The sequence below is a fragment of the Comamonas suwonensis genome (assembly GCF_012844455.2).
GTDB classification, from domain to species: Bacteria; Pseudomonadota; Gammaproteobacteria; order Burkholderiales; family Burkholderiaceae_C; genus Comamonas; species Comamonas suwonensis.
This window is the reverse complement of the sequence record NZ_JABBCQ020000006.1, coordinates 1-17,122: the sequence shown is the minus strand read 5'-3', so window position 1 is coordinate 17,122 and position 17,122 is coordinate 1. Positions and strand designations below refer to the sequence as shown.

The 17,122-nt window shown below is 59.6% G+C and carries 19 protein-coding genes; 16 read left to right on the top strand and 3 right to left on the bottom strand.

Annotated features, from left to right (window positions below; translation table 11 throughout):
* The 9 genes from HF327_RS08220 (at position 1) to fliR (ending at position 6,348) form a co-directional block, all read left to right on the top strand.
* The gene (locus HF327_RS08220; RefSeq protein ID WP_169107784.1) at positions 1 to 465 is read left to right on the top strand and encodes a flagellar export protein FliJ; all 465 of its coding nucleotides are present in this window, start codon (positions 1 to 3) and stop codon (positions 463 to 465) included.
* 2 nt (positions 466 to 467) lie between these two features.
* Positions 468 to 1,784 (top strand): flagellar hook-length control protein FliK, encoded by a 1,317-nt coding sequence (locus tag HF327_RS08215; protein WP_169107783.1) that lies wholly within the window; start codon positions 468 to 470, stop codon positions 1,782 to 1,784.
* Between the two features lie 192 nt (positions 1,785 to 1,976).
* Positions 1,977 to 2,528 carry a flagellar basal body-associated FliL family protein gene (locus tag HF327_RS08210; protein WP_169107782.1) on the top strand — a complete coding sequence of 184 codons (552 nt, stop codon included), beginning with the start codon at positions 1,977 to 1,979 and terminating at the stop codon, positions 2,526 to 2,528.
* A gap of 15 nt (positions 2,529 to 2,543) precedes the next feature.
* Complete coding sequence (gene fliM / locus HF327_RS08205) at positions 2,544 to 3,548, top strand: flagellar motor switch protein FliM (RefSeq protein WP_169107781.1); 1,005 nt, start codon at positions 2,544 to 2,546, stop codon at positions 3,546 to 3,548.
* Positions 3,538 to 3,975 carry a flagellar motor switch protein FliN gene (gene fliN / locus HF327_RS08200; RefSeq protein ID WP_169107780.1) on the top strand — a complete coding sequence of 146 codons (438 nt, stop codon included), beginning with the start codon at positions 3,538 to 3,540 and terminating at the stop codon, positions 3,973 to 3,975. Before fliM ends, fliN begins: the two co-directional genes overlap by 11 nt.
* Positions 3,976 to 4,024: 49 nt before the next feature.
* A complete protein-coding gene (locus HF327_RS08195; RefSeq protein WP_169107951.1) occupies positions 4,025 to 4,411 on the top strand; it encodes a FliO/MopB family protein in 387 nt (128 codons plus the stop codon).
* Positions 4,404 to 5,153, top strand: a complete 750-nt coding sequence (gene fliP / locus HF327_RS08190) for a flagellar type III secretion system pore protein FliP (RefSeq protein ID WP_169107779.1) — start codon at positions 4,404 to 4,406, stop codon at positions 5,151 to 5,153. The genes HF327_RS08195 and fliP overlap by 8 nt, the downstream gene beginning before the upstream one ends.
* Positions 5,154 to 5,174: 21 nt before the next feature.
* Positions 5,175 to 5,444, top strand: a complete 270-nt coding sequence (fliQ, locus tag HF327_RS08185) for a flagellar biosynthesis protein FliQ (protein ID WP_169107778.1) — start codon at positions 5,175 to 5,177, stop codon at positions 5,442 to 5,444.
* 139 nt (positions 5,445 to 5,583) lie between these two features.
* Positions 5,584 to 6,348, top strand: coding sequence for a flagellar biosynthetic protein FliR (gene fliR, locus HF327_RS08180; protein ID WP_169107777.1), 765 nt, complete (start codon positions 5,584 to 5,586; stop codon positions 6,346 to 6,348).
* A 148-nt stretch (positions 6,349 to 6,496) separates the two neighbouring features.
* Here the strand turns inward: fliR and HF327_RS08175 are convergent, their stop codons facing one another.
* Together HF327_RS08175 and HF327_RS08170 are read right to left on the bottom strand one after the other, a co-directional pair.
* Positions 6,497 to 7,126, bottom strand: a complete 630-nt coding sequence (locus HF327_RS08175) for a response regulator (protein ID WP_169107776.1) — start codon at positions 7,124 to 7,126, stop codon at positions 6,497 to 6,499.
* 55 nt (positions 7,127 to 7,181) lie between these two features.
* Positions 7,182 to 8,303 carry a hybrid sensor histidine kinase/response regulator gene (locus tag HF327_RS08170; RefSeq protein ID WP_169107775.1) on the bottom strand — a complete coding sequence of 374 codons (1,122 nt, stop codon included), beginning with the start codon at positions 8,301 to 8,303 and terminating at the stop codon, positions 7,182 to 7,184.
* 116 nt (positions 8,304 to 8,419) lie between these two features.
* On the opposite strand from HF327_RS08170, the gene HF327_RS08165 reads away from it, so the two are divergent.
* The 7 genes from HF327_RS08165 to HF327_RS08135 all read left to right on the top strand — a co-directional run bounded on the left by HF327_RS08165 (position 8,420) and on the right by HF327_RS08135 (position 14,874).
* Positions 8,420 to 8,869, top strand: a complete 450-nt coding sequence (locus tag HF327_RS08165; RefSeq protein ID WP_169107774.1) for a hypothetical protein — start codon at positions 8,420 to 8,422, stop codon at positions 8,867 to 8,869.
* 42 nt (positions 8,870 to 8,911) lie between these two features.
* A complete protein-coding gene (locus HF327_RS08160) occupies positions 8,912 to 9,274 on the top strand; it encodes a response regulator (protein WP_169107773.1) in 363 nt (120 codons plus the stop codon).
* 32 nt (positions 9,275 to 9,306) lie between these two features.
* Positions 9,307 to 11,508, top strand: a complete 2,202-nt coding sequence (locus HF327_RS08155) for a chemotaxis protein CheW (protein ID WP_169107772.1) — start codon at positions 9,307 to 9,309, stop codon at positions 11,506 to 11,508.
* A 69-nt stretch (positions 11,509 to 11,577) separates the two neighbouring features.
* Positions 11,578 to 12,066: a chemotaxis protein CheW gene (locus HF327_RS08150; RefSeq protein WP_169107771.1), complete on the top strand. Its 489-nt coding sequence runs from the start codon at positions 11,578 to 11,580 to the stop codon at positions 12,064 to 12,066.
* A gap of 17 nt (positions 12,067 to 12,083) precedes the next feature.
* Positions 12,084 to 12,998 carry a CheR family methyltransferase gene (locus HF327_RS08145; protein ID WP_169107770.1) on the top strand — a complete coding sequence of 305 codons (915 nt, stop codon included), beginning with the start codon at positions 12,084 to 12,086 and terminating at the stop codon, positions 12,996 to 12,998.
* Positions 12,999 to 13,022: 24 nt separating this feature from the next.
* Positions 13,023 to 13,757 carry a chemoreceptor glutamine deamidase CheD gene (cheD, locus tag HF327_RS08140; RefSeq protein WP_169107769.1) on the top strand — a complete coding sequence of 245 codons (735 nt, stop codon included), beginning with the start codon at positions 13,023 to 13,025 and terminating at the stop codon, positions 13,755 to 13,757.
* A 13-nt stretch (positions 13,758 to 13,770) separates the two neighbouring features.
* A complete protein-coding gene (locus HF327_RS08135; protein ID WP_198460447.1) occupies positions 13,771 to 14,874 on the top strand; it encodes a protein-glutamate methylesterase/protein-glutamine glutaminase in 1,104 nt (367 codons plus the stop codon).
* Positions 14,875 to 14,999: 125 nt separating this feature from the next.
* Here the strand turns inward: HF327_RS08135 and HF327_RS08130 are convergent, their stop codons facing one another.
* Positions 15,000 to 16,886 (bottom strand): ATP-binding cassette domain-containing protein, encoded by a 1,887-nt coding sequence (locus HF327_RS08130; protein WP_169107768.1) that lies wholly within the window; start codon positions 16,884 to 16,886, stop codon positions 15,000 to 15,002.
* Positions 16,887 to 17,122 lie beyond the last annotated feature (236 nt).

The window sequence follows — 17,122 nt, the reverse complement described above, 5'->3', positions numbered from 1 at the left end:
ATGTCGTCCTTGAATGCATTGAATGTCGCCATTGAAGCTGCAGAGCGCAAACGTGACGCGGCCCGCACCGCCATGCAGGAGCGCCAGCGCGCCCAGCAGGCGGCGCAGGCCCAGATGGACCAGTTGCAGGGCTATGTGCAGGAGATGCAGGGCCGCTGGGGCGCGCAGGAAGGACTGGCCGTGCAACCCGAGGTCATGCACCACCAGTACCAGTTCATGGAGCGGCTGCAGCACGCCATTGGCCTGCAGACCCGAATGGTGGCCGATCAGGATATTCGCCTTGAAACCGCCCGCCAGGCCTTGCTGGCCACCGAACTGCGCGTGACAAGCCTGCAAAAAGTGGTGCAGGTGCGCAAGCGCGACATGGCGCTGGTGCAGATGCGCCGCGAGCAAAAAGACACCGATGAGCGCGCCGCCATGGCTTTTTTTCGGCGCAGCTTTGGCTTGCAGCTCCAGGAGGCTTGACGATGGCGGAAACCAGAATTGATACCCCGCGCAGCGCTGAGTCGCGTGTGGCCAAGACCACAGCTCAGGCCATGACCTCGGTCAAAAGCACGCTGGCGGCGGGTGATGAAGCCCCTGCTTTTTCATCGCTGCTGGCGGCGCTGGATAGTTTTGCTGCCACCGGCCTGCCGCAGGTCGCCTTGCCGCCCGGTGATGCACAGGAAGAAAAAACCACCTTGCCTGGGCTTGCCGAGCAAGATACTTTGCTTGTTGCCCAAGGCCATGCGCCGTGGATGAGTCTGGTGGGCCAGACGGCACGGCTGGATACGCAAGGGGATGATGATATGCGTCAGGGCGCGGCCACCGACTTTCTCTCGGGCCGCAGCAATGTCACGCAACTGGCGCATCGCCAAGCCTTGCAGACTGGCGATGTGGGTGCTGGTGGCGCGCATGCGGCCTTTATGGGTAAGGATTTGCAGTCAAATCAGCCTCAAGCCCAATCAATACAGGCGCAAGTAGCTACTAATTTTGATGATGCTGCCTTGCCCGTCAAAGCCGATCACAGTGAGCAAAGCCAGAGCGCCTTGCTTGCGGCGGCTGATGAGCCCGTGGCTGCGCGTGCCGAGCAGGCTGCGCAGAAGCTGCAGGCGGCAGGCCATCAGGGCGTCAGCCTGCAAGGCATGACGGCCGTGCAGCCACAGACCCTGGAAGGACTCAAGGACTTGCTGCGCGCTGCGCGCCCAGCGTCGTTGGACGAGGGTGGGGTAGCAGGCAAGCCGGGTTCCAGCAGTGGATCGCACGATTTAACGGGCGCTGCTGTCGCTATTGGCGCTGCCATGGGCGCAGCGGGTGCTGGCATGCAGGGAGGCGGCCAGAACGCATCGGATCTGGGGCAGAGCCTGAGCGGTCAAGAGTCGGCGCCTGCCGAGCGCGAGCAGGAAGTGTCCGAGCAAGTGGCCTTCTGGGTGCACCAGAAGGTGCAGAACGCTTCGCTGTCGATTCAGCATGAAGGAAAGCCGATTCAGGTTCAGGTGCAATTGAACGGCCAGGAGGCGCATGTGCGCTTCGCAGCGGATGATGAGCAGGCCCGCCAGCTGCTGGCGGATGGCCAGTCTCAGCTGCGTGAGCTGCTGGAAGCGCAGGGTCTGAACCTGAGTGGCGTGAGCGTGGATGCCGGCGGCGCCCATCAGCAAGGCGCTGGCGGGCAGTCGGATGATGGCCAGCGCGCGCAGGCCAGAAGCGCCCGGGTGGCGGTGAATGCGGCTGATCTGCCGGTGGATGCGCTGAATACACGCCAGGTCTCACGAGCAGCGCAGACGGGCGTGGACCTGTTTGTCTGAGGCGGAAGTAGCGTTTCTTACAGCCTGCGCGCTCTGTTAATGCGATAGCGAAACCCGGATCAAACCGGGTTTCGCGCTTTTATTCCGGCAATGGTCGGGGTGGTGGGCGGCGAATAATTCAGGCGTGGATCTTCCGTGTCGTGGCAATGGCTGCGGGGTGGATGCCATCCCCCACTCTTGAGGAAACCCGCCGTGTCAGCCAATCCCAATGCCGCCCCTGTTGCACCTGCTCCTGCAAAAAGCAAGAAGCTGATCGTCATCGTGGCCATCGTTGCCGTGCTGGCCATTGTGGCGGCTGCCGCCTATGTGCTGATGATGCAACGCCAGCACAGCAGTGGCGAGGGCGATGAAGAAGTCAGCGCCAAGACCTCGGTGCCCACTTTTCTGCCGCTGGAAAATATGGTAGCCAATCTGTCGGACCCCGGTGGTGATCGTTTTGTGCAACTGGGCATTACGCTCGAGCTGAACGACGAGAAGACCGCTTCCACCGTCAAACAATACCTGCCCAGCATTCGCAACGGCATTTTGCTGCTGGTGTCTCAGCGCACGGCCGATGAGCTGCTGGCCCGTGAAGGCAAGGAAAAACTGGCCGCCGACATACTGGAAGAGGTCTCCGCACCGCTGGGCTATGGCGCCAATGCCAAGAAGCGCTCACGCGATGAAGACGCGGACGAAGACAGCTCGCGCACCAGCCGCAAGAGCCCCGTGCGCCGCGTGCTGTTTTCCAGCTTCATCATTCAGTAAGCAGAGAGGAAGTGAATGAGCGATTCTTTTCTCTCCCAGGAAGAGGTTGACGCCCTTCTTGAAGGCGTTACCGGCGAAAGCCAGCGTTCCGAAGTGGTGGAGGTCGATGACGGCCAGATCCGCAACTACGACATCTCCAGTCAGGAACGCATCGTGCGTGGGCGCATGCCCACCATGGAAATTGTCAACGAGCGCTTTGCCCGCAATTTCCGCATCGGCCTGTTCAACTTCATCCGCCGCAGCCCCGAGGTTTCTGTCGGCACGGTGACCGTGCAGCGCTACAGCGCCTTTTTGCGCGAACTGGCCGTTCCCACCAATTTCAACATCATGGCCATTCGCCCGCTGCGCGGAAATGGCCTGATCGTCTGCGAACCTTCGCTGATTTTTGGCGTGATCGACACCCTGTATGGCGGCACAGGCCGTCTGCAGACCCGTATCGAAGGTCGCGATTTTTCGACCACCGAGCAGCGCGTGATCAACCGTCTGGTCAACGTGATCTGCGAGGAATACAAAAAAGCCTGGCACGGCATTTACCCGCTGGAGCTGGCCTATCAGCGCTCGGAAATGCAGCCCCAGTTCGCCAATATCGCTACACCCAGCGAAATCGTGGTCTCCACCGCGTTTCAGCTGGAGATTGGCGATATCTCCGGCTCCATCCATGTCTGCATGCCCTATGCCGCACTGGAGCCGATTCGCGATGTGCTGTATTCATCCACGCAGGGTGATGCGATCGAGGTCGATCGCCGCTGGGTCAAGGTGCTGACCCGTGAGATTCAATCTGCCGAGGTGACGCTGGTGGCCGAGCTGGCCCGCGCCGATGCGACGGTGGAGCAACTGCTGGCCATGCGCCCCGGCGACTTTATTGAGCTGGACCGCGAGCCACTGATTCGTGCCTCCATTGGTGGGGTGCCAGTTTTCGAGTGCCAGTACGGCACGCACAACGACAAATATGCAATCCGCGTGGAGCGCAGCCTGCGCGGCGGCGATGCAGGCTGGATGGGAGAGAAGCATGGCAATTGATGAAAACAACAAGCCCGCGGGCGATGATCCTTTTTCGGGTTGGGCCGAAGCGCTGGAAGAACAGCGTCAGCACGATCAGGCCGCAAGCGGCCCCGATGTCTCTGAGCAAGGCGGCCCGCTGAGCGGTGATGCATCGCGCAGCAACTACGGTGATGTGCCTGTGCACGACATCAATATGGTGCTGGATATTCCGGTTCAGCTCTCCGTGGAGCTGGGTCGCACCAAGGTACCCATCAAATACATTCTGCAGCTGGCGCAGGGCTCGGTGGTCGAACTCGATGCACTGGCTGGCGAACCCATGGATGTGCTGGTCAACGGCTACCTCATCGCTCAGGGCGAAGTGGTGGTGGTGAACGACAAGTTCGGTATTCGCCTCACGGACGTGGTGACCCCCTCCGAGCGCCTGCGCCGGGTCAGCCGTGGTTGAGAACGCGGCAAGCGCGGCCACAGGTACTGCAATGACAGCCGCTCCATCCATGTGGCCCACGCTGATTCTGGTCGTTTTGTTTGTCGTCGCCATGCTGGCGCTGCCCTGGCTGGTGCGCCGCCTGCAGAACAAAAATTTGCTGCCCCGCGGCATGGGCATGGCGCGGGGCGCGGCCCCGATGCAGCAGCTGGTACTGGGCTCGCTTTCTATTGGCCCCCAGCAGCGCGTGGTGACGGTGCAAGTGGGCGAGGGCCATGAAGCCGTGCGCCTGGTGCTGGGCGTCACCGCGCAGCAGATTCAATGCCTGCATGTGCTTCAAACCCATGCAGGAAAAGCGCAAGCTGCTAATGAATATGTAGCAAAACCGCCCTCATTCACCGACTCTCTGGTGCGTGCACAGGCTGCGGGTTCTGCCCGGGATTCTGGAAATGACTAAGTTCGTCTCTCGCACCGCCGCCGCTGCTCTGCTGTCGCTGCCCTTGCTGGCCGCCGCGCAGAGCGCACCTGCAAGCCTGCCCTTGCTGGTAGGGCAGGGTGCCGGTGGTGCCAGTTATTCTGTGCCTATTCAGACATTGCTGTTTTTTACGGCACTGTCGTTTCTGCCCGCCATCCTGCTGCTGATGACGGGTTTTACCCGCATCGTCATCGTGCTCAGCCTGCTGCGTCAGGCGCTGGGTACGCAGTCTGCGCCGCCCAATCAGGTGGTGATTGGTCTGTCGCTGTTCCTCACCATGTTTGTGATGGGCCCGACGCTGGACAAGGTCTATCAGGACGCCTACCTGCCCTATACACAGAACAGCATCAGCTTCGAGCAGGCCATCGACAAGGCCGAAGCGCCCATGCGCAGCTTCATGCTCAAGCAAACGCGCCAGTCCGATTTTTCGCTGTTCAAACGCCTGGCCAAGCTGGATGCCAGCGTCACCGCTGAAACCGCGCCGCTGCGCGTGCTGGTACCCGCTTTTGTGACCAGCGAGCTGAAGACCGCCTTCCAGATCGGCTTCATGATCTTTATTCCGTTTCTGGTCATCGACATGGTGGTGTCCTCCATCCTCATGTCGCTGGGCATGATGATGCTGTCGCCCGTGCTGGTGGCGCTGCCCTTCAAGCTCATGCTGTTTGTGCTGGCCGATGGCTGGAATCTCATCATTGGTTCGCTGGCCGCCAGTTTTGCTGTCTAGCGGCTTCTTTCAGAGAACGTCATGACCTCTCAATTTGTATTGACCTTTGGCCGCGAGGCGTTGACTTTGCTGCTCATGATTTCCATGCCGGTGCTGGGCGTGGTCATGGGTGTGGGCCTGCTTGTCAGCATTTTTCAAGCCGTCACGCAGGTGCATGAAGCCACACTGGCCTTTGTGCCCAAGCTGCTGGCCGCCGTGGCGGTGTTCGCCGTGGCCGGGCCGTGGATGCTGTCCACGCTGGTGGATTTCATTCGCCGCACTATTGAGGGCATCCCCGGAGCCGTGGGATGACTCCCTGTGCCGCTTTGCGGCTTCCCACTGAAGGAGGACGATGCCTTCGCTGCGGGGCGGCCCTTGCTTGGCATCCCTTGCTTTGGCCGCAGCGGTTTCTTAGTGTGTGCGCTATTTCAAGCGCTGTGGAGTCACTGAAGTGATTACCTTCAGCGAAGCCCAGATTGCGGCCTGGCTCTCGCCCCTGATCTGGCCTTTTGTGCGCGTGCTGGCGCTGTTCACCACAGCCCCTGTTTTTTCTCAAAAAGCCATTCCCATGCGGCTCAAGGTCGGGCTGGCCTTTCTGGTCGCGCTGTGTGCGCAGCCCATGCTGGGCGAGCAGCCAGTGGTCAGCATCGCCTCGGCGCAAGCTTTGGGCACATTGGTGCAGCAGGTGGTCATCGGCTTATCCGTCGGTTTTGCCGTGCGCCTGGTCATGGCCGCTATCGAAGTGGCCGGTGAAGTAGTGGGTCTGCAAATGGGTCTGAACTTCGCCTCATTCTTCGACCCCACCAGTAACGCACAGCTCAGCGCCGTGGCGCGCTTCATGGTGCAGATTGCGACGCTGTTGTTCATTGTCATCAACGGCCACTTGCTGGTGCTGATGGCCGTGCTCAAGAGTTTTGAGGCCTTCCCGGTGGATGGCAATTTTTTGCAGGCCCTCTCGCAGATGCGCATTCACGAGATGGGCAGTGCGGTGTTTGCCAGTGCCTTCTGGATTGCGCTGCCTATGGTGGCGATGCTGCTGTTCGTCAACCTGGTGCTGGGCATCATCTCCCGCGTTGCGCCGCAGATGAATATTTATGCAGTGGGCTTCCCGGTCACGCTGACCGTGGGCCTGGTGGGGCTGGTGGCGACTTTGCCGCTGATGGAGCAGCCTATGGTGGAGCTGTTACTGAAGGGTGTCGCGGTTTTTGGGGTTTGATGGGCGGGTTAGGCTGCATACCCGATTCGCTTGCAGAAGCCGGGTTTCTCGGAATGGGTAACAGGGCAAAGCAAGCACGTAGCATATCTATCAAAAAGATAGCTGCTGCCGCTTGATGCATAAGCACTAGAGCTAGATAAGTGCAGGGCTAGATCAGCTTGTTGTGGATCGCGTAAGCCGTCAACTCGGCGTTGCTACTCATCCCCAGCTTCTCCAGCACTCGGGCCCGATAAACACTCACCGTCTTGGGGCTCAGCATCAGCTCCTGCGCAATATCCGTCTGCTTCTGCCCGCTGGCAATCTTCAGCAAAGTCTGCATTTCACGCTCGGACAGGGTTTCGTGGGGCACGGGGGCAACGGGCTGTGCCAAGCTTTCGGCCAGCATCTGGGCCACTTCGGGGGTTAGGTACTTGCGGCCGCTTTGCACGATACGCACGGCTTCGATCAGCTGCACCGGGTCGCCCGCCTTGTTGGCATAGCCCGCCGCGCCGGCCTTGATGCTGCGCAGGGCGTACTGATCCTCGGGGTACATAGAGACCATGATGACGTGGATGTGCGGGTGGGTTTCGCGCACGCTGGCCAGCACTTCCAGACCACTGCGACCGGGCATGTTGATGTCCAGCAGCAGCACATCGCAGGTAGCAGTGCGCAGTTGCTCGCGCAGTTCGGCGTAGCAGCCTGCTTCGGCGGTGACGATGATGTCCGTGGCCTCGGCCAGGGTGTCGCGTATGCCTCGTCGCAAAATGGCATGGTCATCGCATAGCACGACGTGAATCAAGGTACACCTCCCAGGTAAACAGCTCGCCAAGGCTCAACTAGCCATAGTGCGTTGCTCATGTGTCGGTATCAGTCAGAGGAATGGTGAGGATGATAGAGGTTCCTCGACCGGGGTGGCTACTCACATCCAGCCATCCGTTGACTGTTCGTGCGCGCTCACTTAACCCACGAAGCCCGAAGGATTGGGTCTTTTCACGGGCTTCTGGGGCCAAGCCTACCCCGTTATCTGTTACTTCCAGTGTCAAAAAACCTTCGTGATCGGATAAATCCAGCGTCACACGGCTGGCTTGTGCGTATTTGCTGATATTGGTCAACGATTCTTGCGCCGTGCGGTACACGGCGACCTGCTGAGCGGGGGCTATCTCCATGTGCTCGCGGCTGGTGTGCAGCTGGGCGGGGATGCCGGTGCGACGCTCAAAGTCCTGAGTCAACCATTGCACGGCTGCGACCAGCCCTTGGTCAAGCACTGGCGGACGCAGGTTCTGCATGATGCGCTGGCTGGCACCCAGTGCGTGCTCCAGCATTGCCAGTGCCGACTGGGCGTGCTCGCGCAGCGCGCCTTCAGGGCTGTTGCGGCTCATCCATGCCAGATCGAACTTGACGGCGGTGAGCGAGCCACCAATATCGTCATGAATCTCGCGCGAGATATTGGCCCGCTCTTGCTCAATGCTGGTGTGCAGGTGCTCGGTCAGTTCGGCCAGGCGCTTTTCGGATTGGGCCAGCTCCTGCATGGCACGGCGGCGTGCCAGCCGGGCTTCGTGCACTTCCATCGCGCGCTGGATGACATGGGGCAGGCTGCTGATCTGGTCTTTGAGCAGGTAGTCGCTGATGCCCAGTCGCATGATATCCACCGCCGCCGATTCGCCAATGGCACCCGACAGCAGCACAAATGGCGGGGCGTCGGCGCGGGTGCGAACCAGTTCCCAGACATCCAGCGCCGTGAAGCCGGGCAGGTAGTAGTCCGCCAGAATCAGGTCGAACGTCTGTTTCTGCAAAGCGTCTTCGATAGCGGGCAGAGTGTCTACCGCCGTGAGGGTGCAGGACAGCGGTCCGCGCTTGAGACTCAGCCGCGCCAGGGCCTGATCTGCGACAGAGTCTTCAATATGGAGGATTTTCACGTGCTGATCCTGTAATTGCACATCGCCAAGAACGCTATCATTGGATACATTTTGGAACATTGGAGCAATAGTCGTCAGGTCAGGACTGACCAGCGGCGGCAAGGGCTTCTGATCTGTTTATTTCGTGGTGCATGGCGGCGTGGTCGTCATGAAGGTTTTTCGCAGTTGGAGTAACGATGCAGACAATGCAAAACCCATCGGGTGTGCCTGCGGTTGCCGTGCCGGTGATGGTGGCTGCGGAGCTGCAAGATGCCTTGCTGGTCACGCTGCGTGACTTGCAGCGGCTTGAGGGGCTGCTGGACCATGCCACGCATAATTTGCTTGAGCGCTTTGAGCAGGCCAACGGCCAATTGTCTCACCCTGCTCTGCTGAATACGGCAGGACTGGACTCGGCGCGTGAGGCGCTGCGCCTGGCCGTCACCGAGCTGCAGTTCCACGATATGTCTTCACAATTGATTGCTCACATGGCGCATACCTTGCAAGCCTGCGCTTTCAGGCTGGGGGCTGCTGCCATGGGTACGGATGAGGACGAGGCAGAAACAGACGTCTGCCTGCCGAGCCTGCCCGAGAAACCCAACCCCGTCACGCAAAGCGAGATGGATGCCGGCTCTGTAGAGCTGTTTTGACCTTCTACCCTGTTTACTGTTGCCCGTCTGTTGGAGCTGTACATGCGATCGATTCTGGCTGTTGATGATTCCCCCTCGATGCGAAAGATGGTTTCTTTCACATTGAGCAGTGCTGGCTTTAAGGTGGTGGAGGCCGTCGACGGTGTAGATGCGCTGGAAAAAGCCCAGGCAGAAAGCATAGATTTGGTGCTGGCCGACCAGAACATGCCGCGCCTTGACGGCATTGGCCTCACCCGCAAGCTGCGTGAAGACCCCAAGTTCAAGGGCACGCCCATCTTGATTTTGACGACGGAATCCAGCGATTTGATGAAGCAGGCAGGCCGTGCTGCAGGGGCTACGGGCTGGCTGGTTAAGCCTTTTGACCCCAATCGTTTGATTGAAGTCATTCAGAAAGTCCTCCGTTAAGCCGATAACAACGAATCACAGCAGGAAACACCATGGCGGATACACACCAGGATGGCACAGGTTCGGGCGCGGACTTTGACCTTAGCCAGTTCTATCAAATCTTTTTCGAGGAGGCCAGCGAGAACCTCGACCAGATGGAGCAGATGCTGCTCAGCCTGGATTTGTCGGCCGCCGATGACGAAGAACTCAACGGCATTTTTCGCTGCGCCCACTCCATCAAGGGGGGGGCGGCAACCTTTGGCTTCTCAGACGTGACCGAGCTGACGCACCGCATGGAGTCCTTGCTGGACCGCCTGCGTCGCCATGAAATCACGCCTATTCCCGCCATGGTGGATGTACTGCTGGAGTCTGCAGACGCCAGCCGCAGCCTGCTGGCACGTCACCAGTCGGGTGATGAGGGCGAGCCGATATCCACTGCCGAACTGGTGGTGCGCATTGAAGCACTGGCCCAGGGTTTGACGGAGATTCCACAGGTTAATCGTGCTGCAGCCGTTGCTGATAAAACGCAAGCAGCTCCTGTTGTTGTAGCGCCTGTGCCAGTTTCTGTTCCCGCTCAGGTCGCAGCGCCCGGCGTCGTGATCGGCACGGAGCCACCCGAAGGTGCACGCGTGCTGCACATCGACATTGGCCCACTGCCCAAGCTGGAGCTGGGCGATGCCATCAAGGAGCTGTTCCGCGATATTCCTGGTCTGGGCACGATTCAGGATCAGGTCAGCAGCAAGCCGGATTACCGCCTGTTTGAGGTCAGAACCGTTTCTACCGATGACGAATTGCGTGATCTGTTCGTTTTCCACGTCTCCAAAGAGCAGGTGCAGATCAAGGAGCTGACACAACAGCTCGTAGTCCCTGTCTCTGAGGTTGAGGCTGCGGTAGCTGAGCCTGACGCGATTGTGGCCGGGGATGATGAGCAGGCTACGCCTTCCGTCCACCTGTCGGCAGAGGAAGCCTATGGCTTTTTTGCCGGAGCACCTGGCAGCCCTGATGCGCTATTGAATCAAGAGCGTTCAGCGCAAGACCCAGCTGCGGCAGGGGCACAAAAGGCTGCACCCAAGGCGGCCGCTGCGCATATGGAGTCCACCAGCATCCGCGTGGATGTGAAGAAGGTGGACCAGCTCATCAATCTGGTCGGCGAGCTGGTGATTACACAGGCCATGCTGGCGCAGAACAGCCAGGGTCTGGACCCTACGGCTTATCAACAACTGCTGGCGGGGCTGGCCGATCTGGATCGCAACACGCGGGATTTGCAGGAGTCCGTGATGTCGATCCGCATGATTCCCATGTCCACCGTGTTCAGTCGCTTCCCGCGCATGTTGCGTGATCTGGCGGGCAAGCTGGGCAAGAAGGTGGACTTCATCACACTGGGCGAAGCCACCGAGCTGGACAAGGGCCTGGTCGAAAAGATCACTGACCCGCTGACCCATCTGGTGCGCAACAGCGTGGACCACGGCATTGAAATGCCGGAGGAGCGACTGGCGGCTGGCAAGTCTGAAAACGGCACGCTGACGCTGGCAGCCTCGCATCAGGGAGGCTCCATCGTCATTGAGGTGCGTGACGACGGCAAGGGCATGAGCCGCGAGAAGATTCTGAGCAAGGCGCGCGAGCGCGGCATGGATGTCTCTGACAGCATGCCTGACAGCGAAGTCTGGATGCTGATTTTTGCGCCAGGCTTTTCTACCGCAGATGTGGTGACCGATGTGTCGGGCCGAGGCGTGGGCATGGATGTGGTCAAGCGAAACATCAGCTCGCTGGGCGGAACGGTGGAGATTGACTCCGTCGCCGGTCAGGGCATGAAGGTTTCGGTGCGCCTGCCGCTGACACTGGCCATCATGGATGGCATGTCGGTCGGTGTGGGCGAGGAGGTTTACATCCTCCCCCTGTCCTCTGTGGTGGAGTCCTTCCAGGTCAAGGGCGATGATGTGAACACCGTGGCCAACGGTACGCAGCTGGTCAAGGTGCGTGATGAATACATGCCTGTGATTGCGCTGGAGCGAACCTTCCAGGTGCCGCGCGCCGATGAGAACGAGACCAGCAACATCATGGTGGTGGTCGAAGCCGACGGCAGCCGTGTCGCCCTGCTGGTGGACGAGCTGCTGGGGCAGCACCAAGTGGTGGTGAAGAACCTGGAGAGCAATTACCGCAAGGTGCCCAATGTCTCGGGCGCCACCATTCTGGGTGATGGATCCGTGGCACTGATTCTGGATACCGGCGCTCTGGTGCGCCGAACCCGCCATTGACCATTGAGCCTGGCTTGAGCCAAGCCACGCCGCGACTGAACCAACCTGAATAACCCAGAGAGAGCTGACATGAACATCCTCAACAAGACTGCCGAAGGCCTGACCACGGGCTCACGCGAATATCTGACCTTCCGCCTGGGTGCTGAGGAGTACGGCATCGATATTCTGAAGGTGCAGGAAATCCGTGGCTACGAGCCGCCCACACGCATTGCCAATGCGCCCGAATTCATCAAGGGCGTGGTCAATCTGCGCGGCACCATCGTGCCTATCGTGGACATGCGCCTGCGCTTCAACTGCTCTGAAGTGGAGTACAACGCTTTCACCGTGGTCATCATTCTGAATCTGGGTCGCCGCGTGGTGGGCATTGTGGTGGACTCGGTCAGCGATGTGATGGAGCTGGCCGCGGATGCCGTGCGCCCCGCACCCGATATCGAAAGCGCCATCGACAGTGGCTGCATTCTGGGCCTGGGTTCGGTGGGCGAACGCATGCTCATCTTGCTGGACATTGAAAAGCTCATGGGCAATGTCGACATGGGCCTGGTGGCCTCTGAAGCCTGAGCGATCCAGAGGCCTGTGTGCTGAATCTGGGGCGTAGCGCTTCATCCAACAAAGCTCCTGCCCATCTGGTGCAGGATGACGATGCGTCGCCAGACCATTTGTCTGGCCCGCTGACTCAGGGGCGCGAGTTTGTCTGGTCTAACCGTGACTTTTCCCGCGTTCAGACACTGATCTATAAACATGCCGGCATCAGTCTGCATGATGGCAAGCACGCCATGGTCTACAGCCGTCTGTCCCGTCGCTTGCGCGAGACAGGACATGAGAGCTTTGCCAGCTATCTGGACTGGCTGGAGTCGATTAACGATGGGCCGGAGTGGCAGGAGTTCGTCAATGCGCTCACCACCAATCTGACGGCGTTCTTTCGCGAGCAGCACCATTTTGAAATTCTGTCCCAGCACCTGCGTAGCCATAAGCCGGGTGGCAATGGCTGGAAGGTGTGGTGCAGCGCGGCATCGACGGGCGAGGAGCCTTATTCCATTCTGATGACGGCGGTGGAGAGTCTGGGTGCATCGACCAGCTTTCAGCTGACGGCCAGCGACATTGATTCCCGCGTGCTGGAGACGGCATCGCGTGGCGTGTACCGGGCTGAAAGCGTCAAGGGCGTCAGCACCGAGCGGCTGCACCGTTTCTTTTTGCGTGGGCGCTCCGGCAACTCAGGCATGGTTCGCATCAAGCCCGAGCTGCGTCAGATGGTGGATTTCATCAACGTCAACCTGATTGCGGGCGACTGGCCGTTTCGCGAGACATTCGACGTGGTCTTTTGCCGTAACGTGATGATTTACTTTGATGCGCCGACTCAGCGCCGTGTGCTGGAGCGTATCCATCAGGTGCTGAAACCCGGCGGGCTGCTGTTTGTGGGCCATGCCGAGAATTTCAGCGACGCGCGAGATCTGTTCGCTCTCAAGGGGAAGACCGTTTATGAGCGTCAATGAGTCTGAAGGGCAGGGTCGCCAATCATGAGGAATCTGAGCTCTCCGCCGGATATGCCGGGTGCTGGCGCCGCAGGCCGGTCTTTGCGCAGTCCTGCCTATATGGGGCAGCCCTATTCTGAGCCAGCAGCAACAGCGCCGGTGTCATCGCTGGAGCAGCTCAAGCGTAGGCCACGCCAGCCGGGTGAAGCCTCGTTCTTTTATTACGACCCGCACTTTCAGCTCAATTCCGCCAAGGTGCTGCCGGGCGAATATTTTGTCTCGCGCGACGAGATGGCCATCGTCACCGTGCTGGGTTCCTGCATTGCAGCCTGTTTGTGGGACCGATTCATGCGCATTGGCGGCATGAATCACTTCATGTTGCCCGAGGGTGACAGCCGAGATGTCTCGGGCCGTTATGGCTCTTACGCCATGGAGTTGCTGATCAACGAGATGCTGAAGATGGGCGCACGGCGCGAGTCCATGCAGGCCAAGGTTTTCGGCGGCGCTCAGGTCATGGCCAACTTCACGACCATGAATGTGGGTGAACGCAACACAGATTTTGTGACAAAGTATTTGCAGACCGAGCGCATTCCTATCGTCTCTGAGGACGTGCTGGATATTTACCCGCGCAAAGTGGTCTTTTTTCCATCCACCGGCAAGGCCATGGTCAAACGACTGGCCCATGCCCATCCTGAAGCGCTGGTGCAGCAGGAAATCAGCCGTGGCAGCGCCGCTGTCGTTGCGCGCAACACGGCGGGTGGCTCGGTGGATCTGTTTTGAGGAAGGTTGAGCTTTGCTAAAGCCAAAAATCAGGGTGATCGTGGTGGACGACTCTGCGCTGGTGCGCAGTTTGTTGGCCGAGATCATCAACCGTCAGCACGATATGGAATGCATTGGATCGGCCAATGATCCGCTGATCGCGCGCGAGATGATCCGTGAACTGAATCCCGATGTCATCACGCTGGATGTGGAAATGCCCCGTATGGATGGCATTGACTTTCTGGGGCGTCTCATGCGCCTGCGCCCCATGCCGGTGGTGATGATCTCCACGCTGACCGAGCGCGGCGCTGAAGTCACCATGCGTGCACTGGAGCTGGGAGCCATTGACTTTGTGGCCAAGCCCCGTGTGGGGGTGGCCAATGGTTTGCAGGAGCTTGCCACGCAGATCGTGGACAAGATTCGTGTGGCGGCGGTCGCTCAGGTGCATCGCCTGCCGGTGGCACCACATGGTGTGGCTGCGGGTGCCAAACCTGCTGTGGCCCGCCTGTCAGCCGTACCCACGCTGCTGGGGAGAGTTTCCACCGAGAAAATCATTGCCATTGGCGCATCCACGGGCGGCACAGAAGCGATTCGTGAAGTGCTGACCCATTTGCCTGCCGATTGCCCGGCCATCGTCATCACCCAGCATATGCCGCCGGGCTTCACCACCAGCTTTGCGGCGCGGCTTAACAGTCTGTGCCAGATGACGGTGAAGGAAGCGACCCATGGCGAACGCTTGCTGCCCGGCCACGCCTATATCGCCCCCGGTGGCAAGCATTTCTCTATCAGCCGCAGCGGTGCCAACTATGTGGCCGTGGTCGATGATGCGCCGCCGGTGAACCGCCACAAGCCCTCCGTCGAGGTACTGTTCAAGTCTGTGGCGGCCAATGCGGGTCGTAACGCCTACGGAATCATGCTCACAGGCATGGGGGCCGATGGTGCAGCCGCCATGCGCGAGATGCGTGACGCAGGCAGCTACAACCTCGTGCAAGACGAAGCCACCTGCATCGTCTTCGGTATGCCGCGCGAAGCGATTGCCCGTGGCGCGGCTGACGAGGTGCTGCCCCTGCCGCAAATTGCGCAAGCCCTGCTGATCAAGCTGCGCGGCGGCTCCGATCAAGTGCATCACCGCATCTAAAAGCTAAATAAAAAGAGAGCGCCTTGCGCCTGTCATTCAAGGGTCTTCGCTATATGAGTAGCCAAAGTCCTTGATAGACAAGCGCAAGGCGCTCTTCTATTGATTGCAGCGGTCTGCTGCTGTTCTTAGGCGGACAGGGCTGTCCAGCGCTCCAGTGCTTCCATTAGCGCTTCGTCAATTTCCGCATCACGCTGGTGCATGGCAACGGCCTTGGCGTTGTCGGTGGAGAACAGATTGCCGTTCGCCAGCACTTCCTGAATCTGCTTTTGTTCGGCTTCCAGTGCCGCAATCTGGGCGGGCAGGGTTTCCAGCTCACGCTGCTCTTTGTAGCTGAGCTTCTTTTTGGGGCTGGCCACGCTTTCGGCGGGCGCTGCCACAGGCTTGGCCTCTTCCTTGTGAGTGCTCTTGGGCTGGGCGGCTGCTGCAATCGCCTTGCTGCGGCGAGATTGCTCCATCCAGTCCGTCACACCGCCTTCGTATTCACGCCAGTGGCCAGGGCCTTCCCAGGCAATGGTGCTGGTGACGACGTTGTCGAGGAAGGTGCGGTCATGGCTGACCAGGAAGACGGTGCCGTCGTAGCTTTGCAGCAGGTCTTCCAGCATGTCCAGCGTCTCGATGTCGAGGTCGTTGGTCGGCTCGTCCAGCACCAGTACATTGGCAGGGCGGGCAAACAAACGGGCTAGCAGCAAACGGTTGCGCTCGCCACCCGACAGAGAACGCACGGGAGAATGCGCACGCGCGGGCGAGAACAGGAAGTCGCTCAGATAGCTCTTGACGTGCTTCTTCTGGTTGCCAATTTCAATCCACTCGCTGCCGGGGCTGATGAAGTCTTCCAGCGTTGCGTCCAGATCGACTTGGTGGCGCATCTGGTCAAAGTAGGCCACTTGCATATTGGCGCCCAGGCGCACATTGCCACTATCCGGTGCCAGCTCGCCCAGGATCATCTTCAGCAGCGTGGTCTTGCCAGCGCCATTGGGGCCGAGCAGACCGACCTTGTCGCCACGCAAAATCGTGCCGCTGAACTTTTCAACAATCTTCTTTTCGCCGTAGGTCTTGCTGACATCGGTCAGCTCGGCCACGATCTTGCCCTGATAGCTATCGCCCTTGCCAGAGGAAATATCCATGTTCACGCTGCCTTGCACATCCCGGCGGGCGGAGCGATTGGCACGCATTTCTTGCAAGCGGGTGATGCGGCTCTGGCTGCGGGTGCGGCGGGCTTCCACGCCCTTGCGAATCCAGATTTCTTCTTGGGCCAGCAGCTTGTCTGCCTTGGCGTTGATTACCGCCTCTTGAGCCAGCTGTTCTTCTTTTTGCACCACGTACTGAGCAAAGTTGCCGGGGTAGGAGAGCAGGTGGCCTCGGTCCAGTTCCACAATGCGGGTCGCAATGCGGTCCAGAAAGCTGCGGTCGTGGGTGATGGTGATGACGCTTCCCTTGAAGGCAATCAGCAAATCTTCCAGCCACTCAATAGAGTCCAAGTCCAGGTGATTGGTGGGCTCATCCAGCAGCAGCACATCGGGGCGGGCTACCAAAGCTTGCGCCAGCGCCACGCGCTTGCGGGTACCGCCAGACAGGCTACCCACCAGTGCGGCTGGATCCAAGTGCAGACGCTGCAGCGTTTCTTCTACGCGCTGTTCCCAGTTCCAGGCGTCATATGCCTCAATCTGGGTCTGCAAAACATCCAGATCTTCGCCCTCGCCACCAGCCAGATAGCGCTCACGCACGGTAATCACAGCCGCCAGACCGTCGGATGCGGATTCAAAGACCGTGTGCTCCGGATTCAGGTCCGGCTCCTGGGCCACATAAGTAATGCGAACCCCGTTTTGGACCTGGATCTGACCGTCATCGGCTTTTACCAGGCCGCCCAAAATTTTGAGCAGCGAAGACTTGCCAGCGCCATTGCGGCCGATCAGACCGACGCGTTCGCCGGTTTCCAGGGAGAAAGTGGCGTGGTCCAGCAGGGCCACGTGCCCGAACGCCAATTGAGCGTCCAACAAAGTAATCAGTGCCATCGTGCGCGCATTATCTATGCGCTTAGATAGAGACAGAGGCCGTCAGGCCTCTGTCTCTATCTTCTGCAAGGGCGGGATCAACGGCAAAGACCCCTTTAAGGCGTGAAGCTTTTGTGTCAGTTTTGGTCTATCTAGGGTTTCACCTATGCTATAGTTCAACCCATCGCAGCAAACAACTGCCTCGCAAGATTAAAAAAGTCGCAGCGAAGTGGATGAGAACTGTGATACACTGAAAG

Coding starts and splice junctions, on each gene's coding strand:
- cheD (WP_169107769.1), top strand. CDS start 13,023: ATGAGGAATCTGAGCTCTCCGCCGGATATGCCGGGTGCTGGCGCCGCA.
- HF327_RS08215 (WP_169107783.1), top strand. CDS start 468: ATGGCGGAAACCAGAATTGATACCCCGCGCAGCGCTGAGTCGCGTGTG.
- HF327_RS08195 (WP_169107951.1), top strand. CDS start 4,025: ATGTGGCCCACGCTGATTCTGGTCGTTTTGTTTGTCGTCGCCATGCTG.
- fliN (WP_169107780.1), top strand. CDS start 3,538: ATGGCAATTGATGAAAACAACAAGCCCGCGGGCGATGATCCTTTTTCG.
- HF327_RS08165 (WP_169107774.1), top strand. CDS start 8,420: ATGCAGACAATGCAAAACCCATCGGGTGTGCCTGCGGTTGCCGTGCCG.
- HF327_RS08130 (WP_169107768.1), bottom strand. CDS start 16,886: ATGGCACTGATTACTTTGTTGGACGCTCAATTGGCGTTCGGGCACGTG.
- fliQ (WP_169107778.1), top strand. CDS start 5,175: ATGACCTCTCAATTTGTATTGACCTTTGGCCGCGAGGCGTTGACTTTG.
- HF327_RS08160 (WP_169107773.1), top strand. CDS start 8,912: ATGCGATCGATTCTGGCTGTTGATGATTCCCCCTCGATGCGAAAGATG.
- fliP (WP_169107779.1), top strand. CDS start 4,404: ATGACTAAGTTCGTCTCTCGCACCGCCGCCGCTGCTCTGCTGTCGCTG.
- HF327_RS08220 (WP_169107784.1), top strand. CDS start 1: ATGTCGTCCTTGAATGCATTGAATGTCGCCATTGAAGCTGCAGAGCGC.
- fliM (WP_169107781.1), top strand. CDS start 2,544: ATGAGCGATTCTTTTCTCTCCCAGGAAGAGGTTGACGCCCTTCTTGAA.
- HF327_RS08170 (WP_169107775.1), bottom strand. CDS start 8,303: ATGTTCCAAAATGTATCCAATGATAGCGTTCTTGGCGATGTGCAATTA.
- HF327_RS08150 (WP_169107771.1), top strand. CDS start 11,578: ATGAACATCCTCAACAAGACTGCCGAAGGCCTGACCACGGGCTCACGC.
- HF327_RS08155 (WP_169107772.1), top strand. CDS start 9,307: ATGGCGGATACACACCAGGATGGCACAGGTTCGGGCGCGGACTTTGAC.